Source organism: Caballeronia sp. 11_S32 (genome assembly GCF_056930355.1).
In genome coordinates this window covers 62,618-81,081 of sequence record NZ_JBXOWH010000008.1, presented here as the reverse complement: position 1 = coordinate 81,081, position 18,464 = coordinate 62,618, and the positions used below count along the sequence as shown (strand labels likewise).

Here is an 18,464-nt window from a genome sequence, read left to right as displayed (position 1 = left end):
TGCTGATCTGAGCTCACTTCATCGACTCTCCCATACGTGACGCCCTGGCATCCCAAGTCGTTGACGTGGGGGACGGTCGCTGACGATCGCCAACATGTCGAACAAATCGAAGAACGCGAAGATGAAGCGCCGCGCACCGCTGACCCGGGCGCAGCTGTTGCCGATCGCGCCGGCGCCGGCGCGGGTTTTCTCTCTGAAATACCACCTGGCGCTGGTTGCGATGCGGAACGGACGTGGCAACGCTGACCTCGCGAGCGAACTCGTCAAAACCCTCTACCTGACCTACTTCGTCTGCGAGAGGGATCGGCTTGATCCACCCATCGCAACCTATCTCAAGGCCGAAACGGTCTTGAGAGCGTGCATTCACGATTCGGAGACGGATCACCCGTGGGCGATTGCCGATGACCAGTGCGAGGCAATCGAGGCGGTCCTATGCGCGCACGACACCCAGCTCGCTTCCACGCCGCTTCACCGAATCGAGGTCGCTAAGGGACGGTTGGATCAGATATTGAAAGCAGGACGCTTCCCCGATGTTAAAGCGATGCACAAGGTAACAGCCGAGGAGCTACGCGAATGATCCGTCGCGGTGACGCATCGTGATCGTCACCGTTGCTGGCAACGTTGCGCGCCCGTTCCGGTTGGCGACAAAATCTGCAAGAGGGGCAGCGCCACACCGTGACTGTCGTTTGCTTAGCGACGCGCGACTTCGCCCTCGGTCAACAGGTTAGTTGCGGCGATGAACGCGACGTTGAGCGCGTGAGATCATATGCGCTAGCGTCGTCGCTCGACTAGACCGCTTTGCAGTGAAGCGCACATGCGCGCTCGAGCCGATCCAAACTTGGCACTGAGAGAGTATGAATAAAGGAAAGTCGAAACTGACCCGTCAGGAAGCGGAGCGTCTTTTCGAGGGGCTGCCGCCGGCGAAAGCGAGCGTGTCGAGCCGCCCCGAGAATCCGTTCGGGCCAGACGTGTCTGATGTCGTCAAACGCGTTGAGGACGAATCCGCCCTCTGGAAAGACAACCTGATCACGTTGCCGGTGTCGATCGAGCTGCCGCCGGGGTACCTATCGGTGCCTCGCATGCGCGAAGCGATGACGCGGGCTTTACGCGTGAAGTGGGTGAGAGAAGGCAAAGACGAGGTTGTCGCGGAGTTTCCTGAAGCGTGGACAGCGGTTCGCCCGCAAACCGGCCCCACCGAATTGCGAGATGCTTCTGGCGTAGTTCGCGGGTTATACGGATGGGCCAAGGATGCTGAACTCAGGCTCCTGCCACGTTACCTTATCGAGGCACAGGCAAACACTTCGAACGGTCTCGGCAGCGTGCTGGTTCGCGATCGCGCGACTGGTCGAATTCTCGAGCGATCGTCTAACTGGTCGGCACGAACAGGAACCCACCATCTCGATTGGACGAAGCTCGCAACGTGGCTTGACTTACGTTATCCAGACCATCGCGACCCACTGCGGTACTGGACCGATTGTGAGGAAAATCGTCAAACTTGAGCGGATCTTGGCGGTGCTGTTTTCGCATGGTCGACTTAACGGACACCTGCCGATCTCGGGGCCGCGTCGGTCAGGATGACCACCATCTACAGGTGCTTTCTGTGCATTGTGTCGCTGCCGTGCGACGCCGCATCGGGTTCCGTTGCGATCCGCAGCGCCTCGCCATAGAATCCGTCTAACGATTTGCTTCATCAAATGACCCGGCCACGTCATCTTGACGAGGCCCGGCACCCGGGCAGTCGGGTTGCCGTCGCCATCTCAACTGCGTTGAAGGGAAAAGGACGGCAAAGTCTGGACGCTACCTCCCGGCTCATCAAGAGACAGGTGGCAAGTTGATATAGGAGGGCTTATGGCTCAACCGAAATCAACGGCTCCGGACATCCTGGGTCAGGGAATGACGGCAATCATCGGCGCTTTTGGCGTTCTGATGCATGCTGGACTGCCCCCGGTGGTGGCATTTTTGCTGCCGGCCGTTGTCGTGGTTCTTCTGCGACGTTGATCCAGGTCGTAGCAAGGAAGACCCCTGGTGAGTGATCTCGCCGGGGCGTCGACCTCATCCCTCTTCGACGAAGGTCACGCCTGATATTTCTTTCGAGGCCTCTTACCCGGCGATCGCCCTGAAGAGCACTGATCGTCGCTTACGGATCGATCAGCGCCCACTTCGTGCTTTGGATACCAGAATCGGTGATCGTTCGTCTCTCTTCGACGCACGCGTAAATTCCGCGAAGGTGATGAAATCCTCACCGTTCTGAGGCGTCCACTGCGTGTAAAACGCGAGGCCGCCGCACGCTACTATGCCGACTACACGTGACATCGCCACCTTCCGTAACCGAGGGCGGGGCGACTTCCTGCTAGTCTGATGGCAGCAGGGCGGGCCCCGAGTCAATACCAATGATCGCTTTACAACGCTCGAACAATGACACTGAATGAGTTAAGAGAACAACTCCACGAAGTGCGTCCGCTATTGCGGATGACCGACAGAACTTCGGGAGGACAAGTCACCGGATTTTCATGTTGGGTGGAGTCGGGGAAGCGTGTCATTCGATTAACATCGACGGCGAAGGTCGGCCACTTTGAGGTCAAACGCGCTGCAAGCTCGCTCGCACTGGATCGGGAGATCATCACACCCTTTGCCGGAAATCTGGCGGATCTGCTGCTTATCCTGGATGGTGAGAGCGCCATCGTTGAATACAACGACGTGAACAATCAGCGCTTACCAGTGGCGACTCTTAACAGAGTCACACCAGAACATATCTGGACGGCGGTTCAGAGTCTCGACGTTAATGGCGGTAAAGGCGCCACACATTCCTTCGCGCCATCGACAGACTATGATCTGATCGCCGACGACGGTCAGCGTTTGCCGCCCAAAGCAGTGTTCGGTGTCGCCTTGTCGCTGGCGCTCGCTGGAGCCGCCGTTGTGCCCAAACACTTCTCTGGAGGAGAGTCGTCGCCCTGCTTTCGATTGCTCAGGATGGCCGGCTACCAAGTCGTTCCGAAAGATTCCGTGCCGGACCCCGAAGAGGGTGAAGAGGTAGATGCCACTGAAGGATGGAACGAAGGCATGGCAAAACTTGCTTCGCACATCAGGCGCGAGCGGGCGCGTGGTCTCGCCAAAGCAAAAAAATCACAGTACCGCAGGTTGCATGGAAAGCTCGAATGCGAAGAATGCAAAATGGATCCCGTAGAGGTGTACGGGACCGATCTCGGAGAAGCATGCATCGAGGTTCATCATGCGGCGACGCAGGTCTCCAATATGACCGACGGGCATAAAACGAAGCTTGAAGATCTTCGGTGTCTTTGCGCTAACTGCCACAGGCTCGTTCATCGCAAGCTCCGGGACAAAACCGTGGCGGGCGCCGCATGAAAAGTACCTAGATAAGCCACCTTCGGGTGGCTTTTTTTTTGTTCGCAATCTGCGAGACGGCAAGGGGCGGCAAGCAAACCTCGACTGCTTGAAGTGCCTGCGCTATGTCGCTTATCTGACGCTCGCTCGCGCCTCCTGCCAGTTGGGAGGGTCCGACGGCGATCGCTGGGACGCTAGCCTAATCGAATCTGGTCAGCCCTGCCATTTCACGAAACGGCGGCGTGCACCGGCTACGCTCTGCCCGCTTGACACGCCGTACCAAAATTGATACATTGAACGCCGTACCTAAAACGGTACGGTAGTTGTTCCCTTATGTAGTGCGTTTAAAGTAATCGTAAATTAATCGTAAGAAAACAAGGAGCTGAAAATGGACCGTCATAACCGAAGTACCTTTTTTGAAGGATTATTATGTTCAACCTGCAGGTCTACTTTTATCAAACCGTAGCATCGCATGAGCCCGTACGCGAATGGCTGAAGACGTTCAACGCGTATGACAAGAAAACCATTGGCAGCGCGATCAAAACGGTCGCAATCGGCTGGCCAGCTGTTGCCGGCATGCCAATTGTTAAAAAAATAAAGAAGGGCCTTTGGGAAATCAGAATCCAACTACCAAACCGCATCGCCCGGATTCTGTTTACCGTAAAAGGTGATGAAATGGTCCTGCTGCATGGTTTCATCAAAAAGTCGCAGGCTTTGCCAAAAGAAGAACTGACAGTTGCAGAGGCGCGAATGAAAAAATACGGCTAACTATCGACAGATGTGCATTTAGCTAAAACGGAGTTCAAATGGCTAAAAAACACGTCGGAAGCGATTTCGACGACTTCCTTCGCGAGGAAGGCATTCTCGAGGAAGTGACTGCGAAGGCGATCAAGCAAGTGATCGCCTGGCAGATCGGGCATGAGATGAAAGAGCAGCACCTCTCGAAAACCGAGATGGCTGCGAGAATGCGAACCAGTCGTTCGGCGCTTAACCGACTACTTGACGAGACTGATACCAGTCTCACCCTTACGACCCTCGTGAGCGCGGCAGACGCGCTTGGGAAGCGTCTGACTATCAGTCTGCAATAACATCGACAACACCTTTCGTCGACGTCTCGGAGACAATCGCGTTGCAGCGCGAGCCCGACTGAATGACGGCGGATCCGCAGCGCGCGTCTGCGAAATGGAAGCACAGAAGCTTTGTTTCAGCGCGGACTTGGTGGTCGTCCGAGTTTGAAGCTGGAACCGCCTGTACTGCATCAAACTTTTTCGACGATGGGCCCAACACAATAAATCATCAACCTGCGGAAAAACATTCCGTCGGTAGGTGATTTCCACTATACTTGGTGTCAGATCTACGCGAATCCACAAGATCTTGTGGTTCGTGCGTAAAGAGAAAAACGGCCGGGTGGGGACCCGGCCGCGGCCGACGAGGGGTAGTAGTGGCCTCCCGCCGACTTGCACTGCTTTAGCGAGCAGCCAGTGTAGCACTTGGTCCAAGACCATAGCTGGCGTGTGGGTTTTTAAAAGCTGCTACTTCATCTCAGGTCGGCACGTTGTGTCGTACTCCTATCGTGCCGAGCTTTTGTGATAGGAGCAGATGATGGCTAAAACTTGCCATTTTCCGAAGCCTGTCCACGTCCGAGCGTATGTGCGCTTCCGTCAAGGTCGTCTTGAGACGGTGTGCGAGCATTGCCGGTCGTGGCCATCCGCCTAAACGCGGAGTTGTTTCAGCGAGCTGAGGCAGGAAGACTGCCTCAGCCTCACTTCTAATCGCAGTGAATCGGACCCGCTCGAAGCGGGCCGTTAAACAAATAGATGAGGTGATCACATGACAACGGGGAAAAAGGCTGCATCCGATGCGGCGAAAATCCTGCGCGACCCGAAATCCACGAAGAAAGAAAAAGCGGTGGCTGCATCTGATCTCGCGCAGCGCAAGGGGGCAGCTTCTAGCAAGCAAAAGAAGAAGTAACAAGCCCGAACACAGGCCCGTGATTTGGTCAAGCGAACGTAAAGCGGGCGTTGTCGAGGTATCAAAAAGGGGGGCGCTCAGACGTCCCTTTTACCGTTGAGACCGAGAAAATGGAAGATGTCGCTTCGAAGGGCGCCACGGGATTGCGCGGCACGAGCTCGTTTTGTATCCCCAAGGCCGCGTTAGCTGCGTTGATCGAAAACAAGGCCACTGCATATGAGATCTGCGCGTATCTGACGTTCGCGCGATTCACTGACGCAACTGGTCGTCTCTCGCCAGCCTCCGTGAAAGCCGTCAATACGGCCACGGGCGGCAACAAGGCTACTATCGAGCGCGCGATCGCACGACTTCAAACTATCCGTGTCCGACGAGCGGCACCACAAATCGGCAAGAAGCAGCCTTCGATAATCGACTGCGGGCCAATCGTATGGTCGAGGGACGCATGGACAAATGAAACCGGCGAGGTTCTGGCAGACGGTCCTGTCGAGCGCGCGAAAATCCGCTACGTATTGCCTGATTTTGAGGAGCCGCTGGAAGATCGAGTGTGGTTCGGGGCGAGCTTGGTTAGTGGTATAGGGGGATTCTTGCCGCTCAAAGAGCTCAAGAACGCTGGAGACATCGCCGCTCGCATGCTCTTGTTGCTATACGAGGCTAACGACATGGAGGGGTGGGGCGGCATCGATCCTCATAAGGGCCCATGCAGGAGATATGAGCCTGTGTCGGACGACGTGTCCCTTGTCGGCAATGCACGACTGATCCGAGCCAAGGCCGCCGGAGCGGTCGCAAGTGGTGGACGCAAAAGTGTCTTCGGGCGTGCCTGGGGTGAGGATCACGAGAACTGGTGGGAAAAGCATGAAGAAGCGGGTGGGCCTTGTTGGCGCGCGCTCGAAGCTTTGGAATCAGGTGGCTTGATTTACGAAATGGTAATGGTCCTTAATCGCGATGCGAAGAAGGAGAAATTCTCCGGAGGAGATGAGTACGGCGCGATTCCCGCGGAGGCGGAGCCTTATTACGAACTTGATTGCCGCAGCCTGCACGGCTACAAGCCACAAGGCGAAGAGGGAATCGGTGGTGCCACGGCACGCACGGCCGGCGACTGCGGTTTCTCGGTAGCAATGGAAGATGGACGACTTAACGGAACCTATGCAGCCATCGTTCCGCGCGGTTACGGCGCCATGATTGCTGGTGTGTTCAGACTACGCTTTCGAGTGGCAAATCCGAAGAATGTCGGCGTCAAGGATGCGTGGGCAAGAATCGGGGAAAACAATCGCGCCGCTTTTGAGCGCATCCAACGTGTCAGGCAGGCGAATCATCTCGAGCGTCTAACGCCGCCTCGGCGGTCAGAGCGTGAGGCAGCTGAAATCGATGCCGAGCCGGTCGCATCAACGGCTGGGGAAATCTAGGCATCTGTGGATAAGCCGGCTTCGAAGGATCGACGTACCCTTCAATACTTTTCAATACCCTCAATCGAGCTCAATGACCTCAATAGAAGTAAAAAAGGAAGTTATAGACAGGCGCCACTCGCTTCGCTTGTTCTGACGACAACCAAACGGGCGACAGGGGCAACACGCGTCTCTGCTCTGTTCAGGTCGCCTTCGGTCCCACGCGATGGCAACATTGCACCCCGATCATAACGAACGCACCTGCATACGATAAGAAAGGTACTTAAACTTGCACACTACATTGGTTCAGCTGAAGACCGAGCTTGAGGGCTTAGCGCAGCAAATTCGCTCGATGGCAGAAGTTCGCGCAACGAGCACCGCCACTGGGCAATTTAATGCTGTCGGGATTAATCGAGAGGAGCTTGCCGACCGAGCTCAGACGTTGGCAGACCGCATAGCTAATGAAGGTCCCGACGTTTTACCCGAAACGAGACAGCAGCTGCTCGCGGATTATGTCACCCGCCTTCAACTCATAAAGACAAACACAACGCCACAATTCTGGAACGGTGGAAACGCCGGGGCGTCCGTGGTTGCTTACCTGACCACCTTGGATGCTCTGGAGAGAGCCCTTCTGCCAGTGTTTTCCCTGCGCGAAGCCGAGTTGATTGAAGCTCAGAAAAAGGTTCGTCACCTTCAAAGCTCGCTCCGTTCGTTGCAATCCCGGTACGACTCCCTCAAACCAAAAGTCGAAAACCTTGACGTGGCAGTACAAGAAATCCTGGACGCGCATAGCGCGGCGGAGCGACTTCCCACCGACTTGCAGACGCTGCGTGAAGTCCAGCAGGAACTGAACGATTTGCGCTCGATGGCCAAAGAGAACAGTGAGTCAATCTCTCAAATTAAAGGAAGCTCCCAGCGTTTTTCTGATGAACTGCAGCGCAGCGCTGACAGCGCCAAGCAGGTGGTTGAGTGGTCGGAAACTGCCATGCGAACCTCGACAGCGGTTGGTCTCGCGGGTGCTTTTCATGACCGAGCAGAGAAGTTGAACTTTTCGATCTACATTTGGGTCGCTGGCTTGGTCGTAGCACTTGTCGGGGGAGCATGGCTCGGCGGTTCGCAGTTGCATCAGCTGGCCGACGCCATCCAGGGATCGACATCTCCGTCAATTGTGTGGACGCGTCTGGCCATCTCACTGCTTTCCGTTGGCGGTCCGATTTGGTTCGCCTGGCTGGCAACCAAGCAGATTGGTCAACGCTTCAAGCTAGCGGAGGACTACGCTTACAAGGCATCCGTATCGAAGGCATATGAGGGGTATCGTCGCGAAGCTCTGCACCTCGACGAGGAGTTCCAGAAGCGATTGTTCTCCACTGCCTTGACACGACTGGACGAGCAACCGCTCCGATTTGTCGAAACGGAAACCCATGGGAGCCCGTGGCACGAGCTCCTGTCTTCCGACATCGTCAAAGAGGCACTGCGAATTGCACCCGAACTCGCCGGCCAATTCACGCAACAGGCGAGGGACAAGGTCAAAGCAGCGAAAGAAAAACGGAAGGCCGACAAGAAGGAGGAATCTGTCGCAACGGAAGCTTAGTGACGGTGGCGGCACTTGGGTGTTGCCGGTGCCAGCGGCCGGTTCGATGGATTCAGCTCCCACCACTTTTTTCTAGGGGTTTGAATGGAACACGACACGGACAAGGCCATCACTCTACGAATCTACCGCGCAGCCTACCTCTCGTACTCGAACCAATCTGAATCGACTCTAACCGGCAGCCGACATCGCCTGCCGTTCATTATTGAGCGATTTACTCGACCTTGCGCCACCGTGTAGTGACGGATCTACGAAGCCGCCAACGAAAGGGCGATCAATGACGCATCTTGGCGACGAATTGAAGAAAATCGTGGAACGGCCGATCGATTGAGGCTGGTGTCATGTTTGATCCGCCTCCGCAATCGGGGCAGAAAAGGGCCTAACCATTAATATCGGTTTCTACGCGCTCAACCTTTATCGCGACGGCCGCGGAACCATCACCGCGAGTGCAAGCTTGCACTCGCACTTCGTGAGAAAACTCGAAGAAGGAGCTGAGCGAAGAATTGAGATGCAGGCGGTGACGGCTTAAGGCCGGGAGTTAGGCGTTGATCTGGCCTTCGACCCTGCGGACGGTTTCCAGCACCTCATCGAAGGGCGGGATGTCGTGAAAGATCATGCCGGCCATGGCGCCGTAGTCCTGCCGTAAGCCGGCGATCATGTTTGCAGGCGGCATCAGCGTGAAGGTGCCGGGTTGGGCCAGATCGAGCCCGAGATCCGGACTACCGAAAAACAGCTGCGCATGCCGGACGCAATCGGCAGCGAGTTCGCGATCGGCGATCCAGTCAACCGATTTACCGTCGCGCGCCAGCAGGTGGACGTCGTAATAGTGCCGGGAGACCCGCTGCCCGCCCTGCCGGATTTCGTTCCGCCGCGCGAACCATTGCCGCAGGCCGTGCAGGATCGCGATCTTGTCCCAGAAAGTGCGCTCCGGCTGGACGGTCGTGACGTTCGCAACATTGAGGTTCAGATCCGGCAAGACGTCCGCGATGTAGGGTTTGACGATCGCCGGCGTGTGCGGATCGAGGGCGGATTTGGCGCCGGCCTCGATCTTGACCGCAGAGCGGATGTACTCATTGGCGCGTTCCGTGACGACCGGGTAAGTCAGAAGCAGGGTTTGACCGTCACGGGCGTCGGGGTCGAGCTCAAGGGAAAACGCCTGAGGAATATACTCGCCAGCGATAGCCCGCAGCTGCGCCATCAGGTCGCCCTGAATATATTTCTGGCTTGCCGCGAGAATGTCGTCGAGCTTACGGTCGCGCTTTTTCCGGCTCAGGCCCTTGAGATCGTCCGGTTCCAGAGGTTGGCCGATATCTCCGCGGAACACGGTGATGTCGATGTCCTCGGAAAACCGCGTGATCAGCCCGAACGCCTTGGACAGGGAAGTGCCGCCCTTGAAGAGCAGGCGCGGCCCGCCGGTCTCAAGGCCGTTAAAGAGTGCGTCGAGGGTCCAGCAGACCCAGAAATCCTTTTCGACGTTCTCAACCGCGGTGCCGAGCTTCTTCGAGCTCTCGAGAAACACACCGAGACGATCGCGATCCGGGGCTTTGATAATGTCTTTGAATTGTTCGTTCATCCATTCCCTCCGGCATCTGCGTCCTGGCGCGAACGCTTTTGCGTCCGGTCGGCAGTGCCGCGAGGATTCGGATTCGGTGATTTGGTGAGGTCAAGGCCGGGCAGGGGACGCAGGAACTCCTGCATCCAGGCCGGCAGGTGAGCATAACCCTTGATCAGATCCTGCGCGATCTCTTCGCCATGCGCGCGATCGGCGAGGATCGCCTCCAGCCGGGTGAGGATCCGCTCGCTATCTCCCGGAAGGGTATCTTTCAGCCAGTGAAGGGCCTGGACGACGCGCATGGCCGGCCGGCCGGCCCAGTACAGGCGGCTTGGAGCAGTTTTCTTGAATTCGATCTGCAGGTTTTCAAGCCGGATCGGCTGCCGGACGGCTTCCGTGTGGAGCGTCACCCGGGCCGGCACGGCGTCGGTGAGGCCGAGAGCGTTTGCCGCCGTCATTCCGTCGACCAGCACCCGCAGCTGATCGCGCCGGGCGATCGCGTCGATCACAGCGCGATAGTCGGGCGGAGACGGCCTTTTCGTGAGGCTGTTGAGCGTTGGTCGGTCGTAAAGGCCGCGGTCGATCCGGCGCAGCTCGCTGGCGAGCACCAGGCGCTGCAGCGTCTTGTCGACCGCGTCGCGGGACGCCCAATGCACGAAATCGACCGGCACCCAGACAGCGCCCGGCCGGCTGCGTTTGATGCGCGAAAGAATTTTGGATGCGAGGTCTGTCATGATTCCGGTCTTGTCCGAAAAATATACCTTTTTTTCGGACAACCGGCAAATTGGCTTTGTCCGAAAAACTTATCTGTTTTTCGGACAAAAAAGCGGTGTCAAACCTTGGAAAGCCCTTGACAGTCAAGGGATTGGTGGGTTTTTCTCAAACGGCTGCTTTTCCGCCCATTGGTTAGAATAGGTTGTATTGCTCCACAGAGGGAGAAAAGCCACAAGAGTCTGCCGGTACGTCCTCCAGTCCCGTGGGCACCAGCTGGCGGATAGCAGCTTCTGCTGCCCCATCATCGAGCTCCTGATAGTAGAAATCCTCGACGGCGGCATCGATTTCGTCCGAAGTGGCTCCGGCTTTGAGAGCTGCAGCGAGAAGCCGGCTGCTCAGACGATCATATTTCCCGGCAGTGGCCATGGCAGGGTGGTCGATGGCGTTGTTAGCCATAAAAACCATAGGAAAAGCCGTCCGGGGTGGCGATGCGGGCGTTCTTGGTTGCCTGAGACTTCCCGCCGTATTTGCGATGCATCTTGGATCCTTCCGTCGGCACCATAGGTGAGATCGGCAGGTTCGCGTTGAAACGCCCCCAGAGAAGGGTCTTCTTGGTGTACGGGTCGCCCAGATGGGTTCGGGTCGAACGAGAGCCTCCATGGCGGCAGCCCGCCGAGTTCCTCGATGCGCCCGACCGGGTTCTCGATCGCCCAGACTGACGGCTTGAAAAACTCGATGGCGGCCAAAGTCTGGTGGACCAGCCTGACGCTGTCGGCCGTCCTCGTCTTTGGCTGCAAAGTGTCTCGCACCCGACACGGCAAAGTCGGTAAGGGGCACGCGGCGAGGACCGCATAAACGTCCTGACCATAGAAGTCGCCGAACCAGTCGCCGGAAAATTTGGTTGAGAAGTTATTGACGTCCCCGACTTCGATGTCGTCCTGAATGTCGAAGCGATAGACGTTGTGTATCCGGCTTCCTCCCATGGCTGGGATCATTTGCCGGTCAGATCGAACAGGGAGAGAACAATCTTGTTTCGGTTGACCCGCCACGATTCATTCGAGCGACCTTGCGCCGCGACGAGTTCTTTCCATCTGCCGATCTCTTCGGCTGCAGCTTCCGGGGGACATCCACCCATGCATCCGTGTGAAGGCTTTGGCCTTGTCGGCCAGTCGCACAATATCGGCCTTCCCCGGGGGCTGAAACACGTTCGAGACAGGGTGGTCGCCCTGCATCATCCGGGCTTGCGCCTCGTTGACTTCCCGTACGATCTCGCCGAGATGGCGGGAGTCCGCAGGATTGCTTTGGGTCACTGCCCTTCTCCTTTGTAGATACCGGTTGCGTGATGCAACCGGGTGGGACTATGCCGGAGTGGCTATGAGCGGGGAATTGGGTCAGGAGATGCGATGTTGCGGGCAACATTTTTGGGGGACCGCGGAGCGGGGGAGCCAAAACCGCCTGCGGCGCGACCATGACCCGAGGGAGCGCAGCGCCTGCTTAACCGAAAAGCACCAAGTAGCTTTACCGCAGCGCGCGATATGTCACCTATTTTGCATTACGAAATATGTGACCGACCGTACTGATTTTCTGTGAAAGCAACGAGACTCTATAGTCATTCAATTGCGCAAGGGTGAGCGCCATGATGGAACATGTGATTGACTGGGTAGGCCGTCCGTTATCGGGTGTTGTCAGTGCAATCGGCACGGCCTTGGTCCAACGATTTCTTGATCCGGTGTGTGCCCTTGGAAGGCCAATGAAGCTTCGTCCACGATATTCAGTGATGCTGACATTTTCGGACAAATCAGAGGTTCATCTCGACCTGCGGATAAAGAAAGCCTGGCGAGGCTTCAAAGGTGTGATGACCTCGACGGAAAAGGGTCGCCCGACCCGCGAATATATCGTCAGAGGATCTCTGCATTTTGATACGGTGATATTCCAGTTTCATGCTGCTGACGCCGAGCGGGTGAGCGTTGGAACAGCCGCATTGAAGGTTGGGTCCGACGGCGGAAAGCTCAACGGACACATCGTTTATCGTCACGACACGGCAGACGCGATCCGCTCGAAGAGCTGTAAATTTGTAGCCGGCTAGGATCCTGCTCCCACAAGAGCAGATCCGCGGACCCAAACATGAGGCGGCTATCCAGGCGCCTCATGGTGCGGCCGGCGAGGGGTAACCCGTTACGAAGCCTTTGAGGTCTCGTCGGCCGGCACCACCACTAGGCGCATTCCAAGGTGGTTCAACGCCTCCATCAGCTGCTGAAGACCCTGGTTCCCGAACGGCGCCAGGTCCGGGTATGGCATCACCTCATCAGCCTGCCCGTCGTGCTGCGTGACGGGAATGCCGCAGTCGCGCGCCTGATCGAATACGACTGCAGCAGCAGTGATCGGATCGTCCGCGCTGAGCGCCAGGTTGATCTGCGCCGCCTTGCCGGCGACGGTTTCGGGGGTGTGGCCAAAGAAACACGATGCTGCGTGCATCGTCTCGGCGTGTTCGTTGATTTCGGTAGTCATCTTTGCGTTATCGGCAGATTTCAGCGGATCTTTAATATTCTCCCTGTGACCGTCACGTGTGAACGGCGGTTGAAACCCGACAATAAACGGCGGCGTCTTAGTGCGGCGGCGCCACACGCGAGGATGAAGACAGGCATGAGGGAAGCATTCAACCCGCGCTGAACGGGACGTTGAGCGTAGGGAGTCCGTAGGGCGACCGGAGACGTGGCCTGAATCGGGGCGGGCCGTCCGCATGATAGAAAGGCGTTTTCCAAAGAACAACAACAGGCGCAGCGCCGGCCTCAACCGCCAAGTCCAGTCCGGCGCTGCGCCTCCACAGGTATCCATATGGCGGGCCTGTCGGCCGGCCGGAGAGCCGTGTGAGCCGTCAGTATCGCATTGCTCATGCGGCCGTCGACTCGGTTCGACTCCTCCTCATCTTTGGCGTTCTGGAGGAGCCGCCAATGCAGCCGCCCACGGGCCGCCTGTATGTGTGCGCCCGTTGTCGGGCGCAGGTCATCGTCTGCCGCCCGGATGCATCTCGAAAGCTGTTTCCAGGCTCCACGGTTGGAACGCAGCCGCCTTGCATGTACAGAGTGACCGTCGAAGCCACGGATGCGACGGGGGTGATTCACGTGCAACACAGCGTCGGTCGTTCGACGCGCTCAATGTTCTACCCGCGTAACGGGCATGAATACGTCGACCCTATTTGCCATGCCGAGTAGTCCAGCGAACTAGCCGGTCTCCAACGAAAAAAGCGCGGACGCAGCTCGTTCCTCAAGACAGACTACCTGTGATTGCGCATCAGCTCGAATCCCCACAGCGAGCCAGCTCGCCGATATATCCTGTTTTGTCTGATGAGAAGCGGCTGCGCTGCGAGCGCAAGGCCGCCCGGTCATCATGTCGGTACGAATGATTCGCAATGCGAATTTATATCCGGTCCGGGCAAAAGAAAGATCTTCCTTTTTGTATCGCACACCACACTTTACGCGTGATCAAGAATGAAAAAGTAGGTACCATGAAACTAGGGGAGTAGTTTTAACGAAAACGCGATGAACGTTCGCACTACAGTTTTTCTAAAAGCTGCGAGGAAGTAGCATGGATATACCCCCTTGCCGTAACCAAATCGAAGATTCGAGAGGAGGACTTTAAGGGTTCACCAGTAGTGCCACCGCTGTACAAAGATCGCCAACCACGAGGGAGATCGGATGTGCTGCACCAAATCATCGACCGCAGGTTAGAAGGCAAAAACCGGCGAACCGTCAACCGCGAACGCTTCCTGAAGCGTGTCAAGAGCTACATTCGCCGCGCCGTGCGCGACGCCGTCAAAGCTCGCAACATCGAGGACATTCTCAACGGCATTGGAAGCAAGCGAAGCACCTCGCCACTCGTCCTACCCAAGAAAGGCCCTGAGCCCGCGTTCCGCCACGAACCTAGCAGACTGCTCCAATTTCTCCTCGCAGCATTTGCCACCAGAATTGAGCGCCTGATTACTGACGAGCTATTCCGGACGAAGCATCGCCGGACGCGCCGTCGAGCGCGATCGCGTCACCACTCGAAGCTCTGCGCCCGCCAATTCAAAGCCCTACGGCTCTGAAAATAGAGGTCGTGCATCTCGGATGCCGACTGGGCGTTATCTGACGCCAAAAAATCCCTGAGTTAGGCACTAGCGAACGTGCATCGCATGTGAACGCGTTCGCCTGTTCAAACGGCACCGTTAAGAACGGGCGCCTGCCTGATGCTGACCAAAAAAGTTAGCGTGGATATCATGACAACACATTTTGAGCTTTCCTCCACCCTCGCACATTTCGGCGTCTCAGCAAGTTTGGCCTATGCGTACCTGCGCACGTTGAAGCCACGGACAAGGATTCGTTCCAACAAGGAAGACGAAGAACATCATCGGGAAATGTGCACTCTCTACGCATGTAATTGCATCTTGCTTTTGGTCGAGATATCACAACACGTTCAAGTCGTCGTCTCGTGACGGTGCTACGCGACCTGGATCGATGCCATAAGCATCATGACGTGAGTGTTGGCGCATAACGCCGAACGGTTCCGGAACCGACGGTTCCGGAACTGAACCCGTCTCGGACGACTCGCATGCAGCGATGAAAGCCGTTGTCGGCTTGCCGACGACGGCCACTCTTTTCGCTCGGTGAAACGCTGAATCAGTGGACGGGGAACGAGACTCGTCGATTACGATCAGCACTGTCGGGTGCAAGCTGGAATCAAACGTTCTTCGGCAGCAGCCCCCGCGAAGACCTCGGGTCTCAGCGTAAAGGCTCACCGCCAAACGGAGATCGAAAGACAAGAACCTTGAAGAACATTGAGCGTTGATGCTATCTGGAAAGGTCTATAAAGGCCTCGCCCAGAACTGATCGAGGTACGCGCGCGAGCGGTCGCTTTGACCAATCGAGGCACAGTTGGCGTAAGGCTCGGGTCGATCGCGTGAAAGGGCTACGTCGGGCAGCGTTGTTGCGTGGGGGGCTGATTCGTGGCCTTGCGATGCGCCGCACTCGGAGGTCCGGCGCATCGATTAACACAACTTCCCAAACGGACGTTTATCAGTTTGAAGCTAGCATGGAGTAGCGGTACGAGTTCACCGCTGCGTCAGCGATCGAGTCCGCGTTGTTTTCCACTGCAGCATAGTTGCTTATGTAGTTAAGCGCGAAACGGTCTACTCCCCAAAGTCGATATTGCCAAACGTGAGTCAGCTCGTGCGCCCACCAATGAAGCGCGTCCTGATCGTTGGGATCGGACGACGGAATATCCGAGAAAACGATGAGGTCGTCGGTGGTCACTGCGTAGTCGCTGCCAAATGCTTTATGGCCACGATTGATGATGTTAGAGATTGAGATCTCTAACTGTCCTTCGGTGTAACGGGCTGTTGTAAGAATGATGTCGGGAATCGTTCCACGCAACGCCTGTTGAATCTCCGTCGGAATCGGGCGCGAGCCGTTAATATGTGCGTTGTGTGCTTGGCGAAGCGCCGTGGCAAGGGGCGCTGAGAAAACCTGCCGTGGATCCTGTCCAGCAAGCACATTGCCCGATACGATCACCGCGGTGCCAAGCGCGTCGCTATTAAGCGATACTACAGAAGCGTATGCATTAGCTGCTCGTGCAATGTCCGGACTTCCGGTCATGCTCCCCAGAGTGGTGATCGTGCCGGTGGAGATCTGCCCCATGCTGATGGCGGCGTTGCCTGTGCTTTGCATCGCGCCCGGAATATTGCCACGTTGCAACTGACGTGACACGTCGTCGCCAGCATTCGCCGTGTTATTGATGGCCTGGCCGACGGGGCCGGGGATCACACTACCAATCGCGCGGACGCCATTACCAAGAATGCCGCCGCCAGCATGCGCGCTTTGTGTCACGAGCATAATTGCTGCGATTGCGGCAACTGCGAGACGACGCTTGGGAATGATCGGTGTGATGCGTTGAGTTTGGATACTCGTGCGTTTCATGAGGGACTCCAGGTGTGAAGGGCCTCTCAATCGCGACCCCTTATTATTAAGGAATCCTCACTTGTTGGAAGGCCTGCAACGAAGCGATTGGATGTACTTTAACTACATTCCGCATGGTCCCGTCGATTGTTGCATCCGCACATTTGTAAGAATCTAATACAAAAATCTAAGGGCAACGAACCCTATAGCAGCAAGTCTGGACCGCTTGGAACCATTCCCAAAAAACCGTGTTTCAGTTACATTTTGTAAGAAATGCGGATCACCAGATACTTAGAAATACAATCAGTGGTTACCCTTAAATGCATGATGAGTTTGGCGCGTGATATCCGCAACTGGTCTTGCTCAGCTTCGAAGTCTTGGCGATTGGTTCAGTCGTGATACAGCTCGTCGAGCGACAATCACCGAGCGGCGACAAATATCACCCGTGATAAAGCAGAGGATTTTAGTGAAGCCATAACTCGATCTGCGTCTAGCCGCCGAGCCACCTCGCCGGCTTGGCGCGCGACGCCTTTTCGCGACGATGCCATGCGCACAGATCCGCCAGAACCCGACGCATCGTAAGGCGTTGGAGGATCCGCCATCACGCAAGAAAGCTCGGGGGGTGAGAAGCAGCGACGGTCTACTGTCAGCGGTCGGCGCTGGAGTTCGAAATCCCCAAATCTAGCTAGGCACTGGCCATAAGGGAACGCGCGCGAAGTAAGTGCGTGCGTTCCCTGCTCTTGCTTAGTGGCATTCGGCAACGGTAAGCGACGCGGGGCAGATCAGGCTCGGCGCGCAGCCCAGATTGCTCATACGGACGCTAAATCCCTTCCTAATCCAGTCGATTAGATCACCTTCGTCTTTCACCCGGATGTAATCCTCTTCGAACCGCGTCATGCTGACGACGAAAAGACCGTCGTCATGTCGATGCGGCGTGAGTACCGTACCAACTGCCTTGCCGCGCTTCACCGTGTAGGACAACTTCTTCATGCCGGTTCCCCGGTTGTTTGTGGAGGCCTTAGAGTCCCAACCGGACGCTGGAAAGCCAAGTGATCTTTGTTTGTTGCCGCACATAAAAAACGGCCAAGGCAAAGGCCAGATCGCCCTCGGATATTGGGCTGTTCTTGTGCATGCCAAATCCGGACAAAATAAAAACCACAAACGGTCCAACTTTCATTCCATGTATGGTCCAGATGTGGAATAATCCTTTCTATGCAGTGGCCTTGATAAACCAAACTCAAAGAAAGGAGCCCAACCATGACATCAAACACGCAGATCACTGCTCAGAATCGCCCGCGCATTCCCCTGAGCGAGGCGGAGCTGATGATCGCAGCGCAACGAGCCCAGAATTTGGAGATTTCGTTCCCTGCGTATGTGGCACGAGTCATCCTCGATGATCTGCATAACGCCGGCATGCTCGCGTTCAACGGTAATCTGCCGACCCCCGGAGAAGCACGCGAGCTGTGTATCTGGCTGAAAAGCCTTGGAGGGGCGCACTTGTTCCCTTCGATCTACGTGAACCCGCGCACGACCAAGGTGGTGGCGCTCGACGGTTACATCGTCTATCTAACAGGCCGGCAGTTCTACCGAAAGAACAGCCTAAGCACAAATGAACTCGTGTGCCGCCGTTTGCGCTACATGAAGGAAAACTACTCGCTTGACGGATCGGCTACGCAGCAACAGGTGGTCAACGAACTCGCGCGTCTTGCATCCAACGCCGTAATGCAGATCGTGTAACGTCGCTACCTTGCTCCGGTGCCGGTCTTTCGCGGTGTCTAAACGCTGTACGCGAGGTCGGCGCCGTCCCTACATTCCGACTGCCCCTAATCGATCGGTCGAGGCACGTGAGAAACTGGCAATTCGTTGTCCGTGCCTAAGTTATCTGCCAATCTTCGGACCTCATCCATCAGTACCGTCGTGTCTTGCCATCCCCGCCGGCTCAGACTTGACTCGCTAACAACAGCACCCGTGATAACTCTCGTTAT

Annotated in this window: 18 protein-coding genes and 1 pseudogene; 13 read left to right on the top strand and 6 right to left on the bottom strand. The window is 56.6% G+C overall.

Features of this window, described 5'->3' with window-relative positions; genetic code table 11:
* Positions 1-94: 94 nt before the first annotated feature.
* The 9 genes from AC1Z32_RS41750 (at position 95) to AC1Z32_RS41710 (ending at position 8,286) form a co-directional block, all read left to right on the top strand.
* Positions 95-577, top strand: a complete 483-nt coding sequence (locus AC1Z32_RS41750; RefSeq protein ID WP_483484728.1) for a hypothetical protein — start codon at positions 95-97, stop codon at positions 575-577.
* A gap of 277 nt (positions 578-854) precedes the next feature.
* The gene (locus AC1Z32_RS41745; protein ID WP_483484727.1) at positions 855-1,499 is read left to right on the top strand and encodes a hypothetical protein; all 645 of its coding nucleotides are present in this window, start codon (positions 855-857) and stop codon (positions 1,497-1,499) included.
* Positions 1,500-1,848: 349 nt separating this feature from the next.
* Positions 1,849-1,998 (top strand): hypothetical protein, encoded by a 150-nt coding sequence (locus AC1Z32_RS41740; protein ID WP_483484726.1) that lies wholly within the window; start codon positions 1,849-1,851, stop codon positions 1,996-1,998.
* A gap of 417 nt (positions 1,999-2,415) precedes the next feature.
* On the top strand, positions 2,416-3,363 hold the full coding sequence (locus AC1Z32_RS41735; protein ID WP_483484725.1) for an HNH endonuclease: 948 nt from the start codon (positions 2,416-2,418) through the stop codon (positions 3,361-3,363).
* Between the two features lie 408 nt (positions 3,364-3,771).
* Positions 3,772-4,110, top strand: a complete 339-nt coding sequence (locus tag AC1Z32_RS41730; protein ID WP_483484724.1) for a type II toxin-antitoxin system RelE/ParE family toxin — start codon at positions 3,772-3,774, stop codon at positions 4,108-4,110.
* A gap of 38 nt (positions 4,111-4,148) precedes the next feature.
* Positions 4,149-4,430: an XRE family transcriptional regulator gene (locus AC1Z32_RS41725; RefSeq protein ID WP_483484723.1), complete on the top strand. Its 282-nt coding sequence runs from the start codon at positions 4,149-4,151 to the stop codon at positions 4,428-4,430.
* A gap of 742 nt (positions 4,431-5,172) precedes the next feature.
* The gene (locus tag AC1Z32_RS41720; RefSeq protein WP_483484722.1) at positions 5,173-5,313 is read left to right on the top strand and encodes a hypothetical protein; all 141 of its coding nucleotides are present in this window, start codon (positions 5,173-5,175) and stop codon (positions 5,311-5,313) included.
* A 110-nt stretch (positions 5,314-5,423) separates the two neighbouring features.
* Positions 5,424-6,716, top strand: coding sequence for a hypothetical protein (locus AC1Z32_RS41715; protein WP_483484721.1), 1,293 nt, complete (start codon positions 5,424-5,426; stop codon positions 6,714-6,716).
* Positions 6,717-6,984: 268 nt separating this feature from the next.
* Positions 6,985-8,286, top strand: coding sequence for a hypothetical protein (locus AC1Z32_RS41710; RefSeq protein ID WP_483484720.1), 1,302 nt, complete (start codon positions 6,985-6,987; stop codon positions 8,284-8,286).
* A gap of 535 nt (positions 8,287-8,821) precedes the next feature.
* Here the strand turns inward: AC1Z32_RS41710 and AC1Z32_RS41705 are convergent.
* Both AC1Z32_RS41705 and AC1Z32_RS41700 read right to left on the bottom strand, forming a co-directional pair.
* Positions 8,822-9,856 carry a nucleotidyl transferase AbiEii/AbiGii toxin family protein gene (locus AC1Z32_RS41705; protein ID WP_483484719.1) on the bottom strand — a complete coding sequence of 345 codons (1,035 nt, stop codon included), beginning with the start codon at positions 9,854-9,856 and terminating at the stop codon, positions 8,822-8,824.
* Entirely contained in the window at positions 9,853-10,569 is a 717-nt protein-coding gene (locus AC1Z32_RS41700) for a DUF6088 family protein (RefSeq protein WP_483484717.1), read from the bottom strand. The genes AC1Z32_RS41705 and AC1Z32_RS41700 overlap by 4 nt, the downstream gene beginning before the upstream one ends.
* On the opposite strand from AC1Z32_RS41700, the gene AC1Z32_RS41695 reads away from it, so the two are divergent.
* The gene (locus tag AC1Z32_RS41695; RefSeq protein ID WP_483484716.1) at positions 10,568-10,750 is read left to right on the top strand and encodes a hypothetical protein; all 183 of its coding nucleotides are present in this window, start codon (positions 10,568-10,570) and stop codon (positions 10,748-10,750) included. The genes AC1Z32_RS41700 and AC1Z32_RS41695 overlap by 2 nt on opposite strands.
* A gap of 194 nt (positions 10,751-10,944) precedes the next feature.
* On the opposite strand, the gene AC1Z32_RS41690 is transcribed toward AC1Z32_RS41695, so the two are convergent.
* On the bottom strand, positions 10,945-11,544 hold the full coding sequence (locus tag AC1Z32_RS41690; RefSeq protein ID WP_483484715.1) for a hypothetical protein: 600 nt from the start codon (positions 11,542-11,544) through the stop codon (positions 10,945-10,947).
* Between the two features lie 641 nt (positions 11,545-12,185).
* On the opposite strand from AC1Z32_RS41690, the gene AC1Z32_RS41685 reads away from it, so the two are divergent.
* Positions 12,186-12,635, top strand: a complete 450-nt coding sequence (locus AC1Z32_RS41685; RefSeq protein ID WP_483484714.1) for a hypothetical protein — start codon at positions 12,186-12,188, stop codon at positions 12,633-12,635.
* Between the two features lie 89 nt (positions 12,636-12,724).
* Here the strand turns inward: AC1Z32_RS41685 and AC1Z32_RS41680 are convergent, their stop codons facing one another.
* Positions 12,725-13,057 carry a hypothetical protein gene (locus AC1Z32_RS41680; RefSeq protein WP_483484712.1) on the bottom strand — a complete coding sequence of 111 codons (333 nt, stop codon included), beginning with the start codon at positions 13,055-13,057 and terminating at the stop codon, positions 12,725-12,727.
* A 1,189-nt stretch (positions 13,058-14,246) separates the two neighbouring features.
* Between AC1Z32_RS41680 and AC1Z32_RS41675 the strand changes: the two are divergent.
* Positions 14,247-14,471, top strand: a pseudogene (locus AC1Z32_RS41675) (DUF444 family protein); the annotation flags it as partial.
* Between the two features lie 1,129 nt (positions 14,472-15,600).
* On the opposite strand, the gene AC1Z32_RS41670 reads toward AC1Z32_RS41675, so the two are convergent.
* Positions 15,601-16,500, bottom strand: a complete 900-nt coding sequence (locus tag AC1Z32_RS41670; protein WP_483484711.1) for an eCIS core domain-containing protein — start codon at positions 16,498-16,500, stop codon at positions 15,601-15,603.
* 723 nt (positions 16,501-17,223) lie between these two features.
* Complete coding sequence (locus AC1Z32_RS41665; RefSeq protein ID WP_483484710.1) at positions 17,224-17,469, bottom strand: hypothetical protein; 246 nt, start codon at positions 17,467-17,469, stop codon at positions 17,224-17,226.
* A 267-nt stretch (positions 17,470-17,736) separates the two neighbouring features.
* Between AC1Z32_RS41665 and AC1Z32_RS41660 the strand changes: the two genes are divergently transcribed.
* Positions 17,737-18,216, top strand: a complete 480-nt coding sequence (locus AC1Z32_RS41660) for a hypothetical protein (RefSeq protein WP_483484709.1) — start codon at positions 17,737-17,739, stop codon at positions 18,214-18,216.
* Positions 18,217-18,464 lie beyond the last annotated feature (248 nt).